Origin of the sequence: Romboutsia sp. (assembly GCF_035470145.1) — a bacterium.
Taxonomy (GTDB): Bacteria; Bacillota; Clostridia; order Peptostreptococcales; family Peptostreptococcaceae; genus Romboutsia_D.
In genome coordinates, this window is the sequence record NZ_DATIRC010000294.1 from 1 (window position 1) to 4,958 (window position 4,958).

Sequence of the window (4,958 nt, forward strand, 5' to 3'; positions counted from 1 at the left end):
CAACTGCGATAATTGAATTATTTTTAGTAATTTCATTTATGATAACAATTCCAACACAAAGTAACTGGACAAGTATAGTTTTAGCAAATGTAATGTTTGGAATGTGGTTTTTATTTCATTCACACAAGATACAATAGGAGGACAACATGGCAAATAAGAAATATTATTGGTTAAAGTTAAAAGAAGATTTCTTTGAAGAAGATGCAATCTCATGGATTGAAGAACAAGAAAAAGGAAAAGACTATTGTTTATTTTATTTAAAGTTATGTCTTAAATCTTTAAAATCAAACGGATTACTAATAAGAAATGTTGGTAATATGTTAGTTCCATATGATCCAAAAACTTTAGCCAAGATTACTAATACAGATATAGATACAGTAAGGGTAGCTATGGATATTCTAACTAAAATAGGATTAATTCAAATACTAGAAAATGGAGAAATATTCATAACTCAATTACAAAATATGGTAGGTAGCGAAACTTCAAAAGCTCAACTAATGAGAAACAAGAGAAAAAAAGATAAAGAACTTATAAAAAATAGTGGTAACAATGTTACTCCAATGTTACTTTCTTGTTACTCAAATGAGGAAAATCGTTACACAGAGATAGAGAAAGAGATAGAGATAGAGAAAGAGATAGAGATAGAGATAGAACAAGATACAGATAAAGATAATGTTGTGGTAAGTTGTTTTAAATATTCTCAACAAGTAGGAATAATGTTAACTCCTTATCACTATCAAGAAATAGTTTCTTTTATGGAAGATGGAATAGAGGAGCAACTAATAATAAAAGCAATAGACATAGCAGTTGGAAATGGAAATAGAAATTTCAACTATGTAAAAGGAATAATAAATAACTGGTTAACTAATAACCTTAAAACAGTTATAGAAGTAGAAAATCATCAAGAAAGATTTGAAAAAAAGAAAAATAAAGGTGAAACTGATGGAAAGTATCAAGAGTATGCAAAACACTTGGATAGAGAAAATCAAACAACAATATCAAATGAAGAAGCAAGAAGGGCAGCTGAAAAGCTTGGAATCGAGTTATAACTGCGATAAGTGTGAAGATAAAGGATACATAGTAGTAAATGAAGATGGTAATGAAGCAGTTAAATTTTGTGAATGTAGAGAAGTTAAACTAGCTAAAGAGAGATTAGAGAAAAGTGGAATAGCAGATAGAGTTAAAACAAATACATTTAAAAATTATAGAGTGAATAACTCTACTAGAGAAAATGCTAGAAATGTTTGTGTAAAGTACATAACAGATTTTAATAGGGATAAGTGCTTATTACTCCAGGGACAAGTCGGAAGTGGAAAGACACATTTAGCTATAGCAACTTGTAACAAACTCTTAGAGAAGTATTCTGTAAAGTATATGAGTTATACAAAAGACATCAATGAACTTAAGTTTAATATGACAGATACAGATTTTTATAATAAGAAAATTGGTGAGTATAGAAATACTTCAATATTGTTTATAGATGATTTGTTCAAAGGATTTGAAAAAGGTGATTACTCTAGAGCAAGAGCAGAGCTACGAATAATGTATGACATTATAAATTATCGTTATGACAATAAGAAAGCTATGATAATTACTACAGAATTAAGCACAGATAAACTATTAGAACTTGATGAAGCACTAGCAAGTAGAATTATAGAAATGACTAATAACTTTGAAACTGAAAGTAAATATAGATTTGATTTTAAAGGGAAAGAACTAAATTACAGAATTTATGGCTTGTAACAGTTTGTATAAATTTAAAGGGGGAATATGAAATGTTAAAAAGAGAAGTATGTAGTTTGAAAAATTCATTAGGACCTAATATTTTAACAGATGATAAAACAGCTTTGAATTATTTGGCATTATGCAAATGTATAACTGGAGTTGAGCATGAAGGAAAAATAAAACATCCAAGTATATCACAAGCTTGCAGTGCTTATAAATTATTTCACACCTATGATGCAACTATTGATGGGAAAATAGGAAAAAGAACATTAGATGATGATGAAGATATTACAATGAAAAAGGTTGAAATAAAAAAAAGATACAACTCAAGATTAAAGTTTATTGTTGAAAACATAATAACAGGTGAAAAAACAGAATGTAATGGAATCGGTGGAGTTGTTGATCTTATAAAAATAAAAGATACCTATGTTTCTTCATATGCAAATCATGGAAGAAAATACAAAGGAATTTACAAAATATATAAAGCTGAAAACACAGCAAGAGGAACTAATTCAAGAGCTATGAAAATTACAAATGTTGAAACTGGAGAAACTAAAGAGTTTGAAAGTGTAAAAGCTACAGCTAAATTTTTAGGAAAAGCAACAAGTACAATAAAACATCACAGTGAAAGAGGAAGTTCAACATCAGGCTGGGAAATTGAGTATTTAGATTAGGTGGGAGAAGATGGAGCTACATAAGAGAAAAGATTTAATAGCTAGAGCGAAATATCTAATGAATAAATATGGATATGATGCTTTAGCAGCTATAAAAATATCTGAACAAGAGTTTGAAAAACAAAAAAAGATTGGGGAAGAAAAAAATGAATAATAAAGTTATCGACATTACATATGTTAAAAAAGAGCAAAAAGACTTCTTAGAACATTTAAAAAGTGTTAAAGGTATTAAATGTCAAGATGCAACATATAATGTCCCATATTGGCTTATATTGGCTTTACAAAGCGAACTAGCAGAGATATTACAAGCGAGCTTAGTACATAAATGGTGGACAAATGAAGAAGTTGATAGAAAACATCTTATAGAAGAATGTGCAGATTTTTTAGCTCACATTGGCAATTTAGCTATTTTCTTAGATTTAGATGCAGATTTAATTATAGAGTTAGAAGAAATACAAGCAACAGCAGTTGAAACAACTTTTAATAAGATTGCTTACTGGATAACAACTCTTAACTGGAACAAGAGACATGCAAAAAATACTTTGACTAATAGATTGTTACCTTTATTTTTAGAATTAATATATTCGTTAGGATTTAATATAGATGAACTTGAAATGGCTTATAAAACTAAGATGGAAACAAACTACAAAAGATTTAAATAAGGGGAAAAAACGAATGAGAAGAAATGAAGAAGTTAAGTTTAGGGCTACTAGAGAAGAAGTAGATTGCTTAAAAGACTTAGCCGAATTGTATGATATGAACGTATCTGATTTCTTAAGAAAGTTAGTAGTAGAAAAACTAGAAGAAGAAGGATATAGGGGGTAATGAATTATGGATGAACTGAAAAAAGCACTAGGGGAGCTGTATGAAAAGTTTGGACATAATGAAGTTACAGTAGCACTTAGTCAGTATGTAGATGTCCTAGTAGCAAAAGAGCAAAGGAGGAGACTTAAATGCTTAAACAAGTAACAAAAAATAGTGATGTAGTAAATATAGCTACATCTGAAAATTTAAATAAAAAGTTTTGGAAATATCAAAATAAAAAAGCTTTAAATAGAGCAATAGAAGAAAACAAAGCTATAACTATTCAATCAATATATGCGTTACCAAGTTTTGAAACTCATGTAAAGAAGTATGAAAAACTTTGGAACAAATCAAGAACAGAGTTTAATGTGCTTGAACAGGAGTGTATTAATAGAACTTATATATCTAATTAAATCTAAAGGAGTTTGAGCTATGAAGCAAGGGAAAAAATTGAACAGAAGGCAAAAAGAGTTACTCACTAAAAATGGAGTTGATTTTACAGAGTGGCTTTTGGAAAGACAAGATTATAACAGTTATACATATGTACACAGAGAAACAAAAGAAGTTATAAAGTTAAGATTTAAATAATTAGGGGGAATTGCAAATGTTAATGTTAAAAAGTGCACACAAAAGAGTGATAGAAAATTATACAGAACTTCTTACTATTACTAATCAAGAATTATGTGATTCAAAAGAAGTTGTGTCCTCATTAAAAATGAAAAATTGTGAGCTTAATACTAAGTTAGTAGCAGCTGAAAATCAAGCAGAAAAATTAGAAGATGCTAATAAAACTATAAAAGAATTAAGAGAAAGAGTTAAAGCACTAGAAAAAGAACATGCTGAAAATAAATTCTGTGCTAATGAAGCTAAGAAAGAAATTAAAAGGTTGAATACTAGATTAGAAGTTAATGCAATAGCTAGAAATCAAATGAGAGATTTGTGTGCATATAAAGACAATAAAGGCAGAGCTGTAACTACTGAAAATAATGTACTAGTACATGAAAAAATAGATGGTAAAAAAGCATGGGATTTAACAATGCTAATGGGTTAGGAGTAAGATATGAAAGATTTATGGAATTTAATATGGCTAATTGCTATAGTAGTTGGAACTACGGATATTTTAGTTGCTATAGCTAAAAGACAAGAGAAAAAAAGGAGAAGATAGTATGAATCATGTTGTATTAGTTGGGAGATTAACAAGAGATCCAGAGTTAAGATATATTGCAGGAAGTGGAACTCCTGTTGCTAATTTTGCAATAGCAGTAGATAGAGAGTTTACAGGTAAAGATGGTAAGAAAGAAACTGATTTTATAGATATACAAGTTTGGGGAAAAAGTGCAGAAAATTGTGCTAACTATATAGGTAAAGGAAGTTTAGTAGGCATACAAGGTTCTATAAGAATTGAACACTACATGAAAGATGATGAAAAAAGAAAAGCTACAAAAGTTAATGCTAATAGAGTTCAGTTTTTAGGTAGCAAAGGTTCAAATAGTAACGTAACAAATGAACCAAGTTTTGAACCTACTGGATTAGATCCTCAAGGATTTCAAGCTATAAATGATGATGATATACCTTTCTAAAAAATAAGGTCCGATAAAATCTATCGGACCAAACAAAAGAGGAGTTTTAAGATATGAAATTAGAGTTTAGGGTTTATGAATTAACTGAAAAATTTGGAATACATGAATTTGAAAAAGACAATGAGTTTATAAAAGTTGGGGAAGAAAAAGAAGATAATTATGAGTGTTGGCTTAT

Annotated in this window: 11 protein-coding genes; all 11 read left to right on the forward strand. The window is 29.0% G+C overall.

The window, feature by feature from the left end; translation table 11 throughout:
* The first annotated feature begins 146 nt into the window (after positions 1-146).
* The 11 genes from VLM92_RS12000 to VLM92_RS12050 all read left to right on the forward strand — a co-directional run bounded on the left by VLM92_RS12000 (position 147) and on the right by VLM92_RS12050 (position 4,783).
* Complete coding sequence (locus tag VLM92_RS12000; RefSeq protein ID WP_325276571.1) at positions 147-1,049, forward strand: phage replisome organizer N-terminal domain-containing protein; 903 nt, start codon at positions 147-149, stop codon at positions 1,047-1,049.
* Positions 1,033-1,743: an ATP-binding protein gene (locus VLM92_RS12005; RefSeq protein ID WP_325276572.1), complete on the forward strand. Its 711-nt coding sequence runs from the start codon at positions 1,033-1,035 to the stop codon at positions 1,741-1,743. Before VLM92_RS12000 ends, VLM92_RS12005 begins: the two co-directional genes overlap by 17 nt.
* Before the next feature lie 32 nt (positions 1,744-1,775).
* Entirely contained in the window at positions 1,776-2,399 is a 624-nt protein-coding gene (locus tag VLM92_RS12010) for an NUMOD1 domain-containing DNA-binding protein (RefSeq protein WP_325276573.1), read from the forward strand.
* Positions 2,400-2,409: 10 nt separating this feature from the next.
* Complete coding sequence (locus tag VLM92_RS12015) at positions 2,410-2,553, forward strand: hypothetical protein (protein WP_325276574.1); 144 nt, start codon at positions 2,410-2,412, stop codon at positions 2,551-2,553.
* A complete protein-coding gene (locus tag VLM92_RS12020) occupies positions 2,546-3,061 on the forward strand; it encodes a dUTP diphosphatase (RefSeq protein WP_325276575.1) in 516 nt (171 codons plus the stop codon). Before VLM92_RS12015 ends, VLM92_RS12020 begins: the two co-directional genes overlap by 8 nt.
* Before the next feature lie 13 nt (positions 3,062-3,074).
* Positions 3,075-3,224, forward strand: coding sequence for a DUF6290 family protein (locus VLM92_RS12025; RefSeq protein WP_325276576.1), 150 nt, complete (start codon positions 3,075-3,077; stop codon positions 3,222-3,224).
* A 6-nt stretch (positions 3,225-3,230) separates the two neighbouring features.
* Positions 3,231-3,368, forward strand: a complete 138-nt coding sequence (locus VLM92_RS12030) for a hypothetical protein (protein ID WP_325276577.1) — start codon at positions 3,231-3,233, stop codon at positions 3,366-3,368.
* Complete coding sequence (locus VLM92_RS12035; protein WP_325276578.1) at positions 3,353-3,616, forward strand: hypothetical protein; 264 nt, start codon at positions 3,353-3,355, stop codon at positions 3,614-3,616. The genes VLM92_RS12030 and VLM92_RS12035 overlap by 16 nt, the downstream gene beginning before the upstream one ends.
* Before the next feature lie 19 nt (positions 3,617-3,635).
* A complete protein-coding gene (locus tag VLM92_RS12040) occupies positions 3,636-3,791 on the forward strand; it encodes a DUF6906 family protein (protein ID WP_325276579.1) in 156 nt (51 codons plus the stop codon).
* A gap of 16 nt (positions 3,792-3,807) precedes the next feature.
* Positions 3,808-4,254, forward strand: coding sequence for a hypothetical protein (locus VLM92_RS12045; RefSeq protein ID WP_325276580.1), 447 nt, complete (start codon positions 3,808-3,810; stop codon positions 4,252-4,254).
* Between the two features lie 115 nt (positions 4,255-4,369).
* On the forward strand, positions 4,370-4,783 hold the full coding sequence (locus tag VLM92_RS12050) for a single-stranded DNA-binding protein (RefSeq protein ID WP_325276581.1): 414 nt from the start codon (positions 4,370-4,372) through the stop codon (positions 4,781-4,783).
* The last annotated feature ends 175 nt before the right edge of the window (positions 4,784-4,958 follow it).

Bases quoted from the DNA above. Each gene is read 5' to 3' on its own strand.
- VLM92_RS12050 (WP_325276581.1), top strand. From the start codon at position 4,370: ATGAATCATGTTGTATTAGTTGGGAGATTAACAAGAGATCCAGAGTTA.
- VLM92_RS12015 (WP_325276574.1), top strand. From the start codon at position 2,410: ATGGAGCTACATAAGAGAAAAGATTTAATAGCTAGAGCGAAATATCTA.
- VLM92_RS12025 (WP_325276576.1), top strand. From the start codon at position 3,075: ATGAGAAGAAATGAAGAAGTTAAGTTTAGGGCTACTAGAGAAGAAGTA.
- VLM92_RS12010 (WP_325276573.1), top strand. From the start codon at position 1,776: ATGTTAAAAAGAGAAGTATGTAGTTTGAAAAATTCATTAGGACCTAAT.
- VLM92_RS12035 (WP_325276578.1), top strand. From the start codon at position 3,353: ATGCTTAAACAAGTAACAAAAAATAGTGATGTAGTAAATATAGCTACA.
- VLM92_RS12020 (WP_325276575.1), top strand. From the start codon at position 2,546: ATGAATAATAAAGTTATCGACATTACATATGTTAAAAAAGAGCAAAAA.
- VLM92_RS12030 (WP_325276577.1), top strand. From the start codon at position 3,231: ATGGATGAACTGAAAAAAGCACTAGGGGAGCTGTATGAAAAGTTTGGA.
- VLM92_RS12045 (WP_325276580.1), top strand. From the start codon at position 3,808: ATGTTAATGTTAAAAAGTGCACACAAAAGAGTGATAGAAAATTATACA.
- VLM92_RS12000 (WP_325276571.1), top strand. From the start codon at position 147: ATGGCAAATAAGAAATATTATTGGTTAAAGTTAAAAGAAGATTTCTTT.
- VLM92_RS12040 (WP_325276579.1), top strand. From the start codon at position 3,636: ATGAAGCAAGGGAAAAAATTGAACAGAAGGCAAAAAGAGTTACTCACT.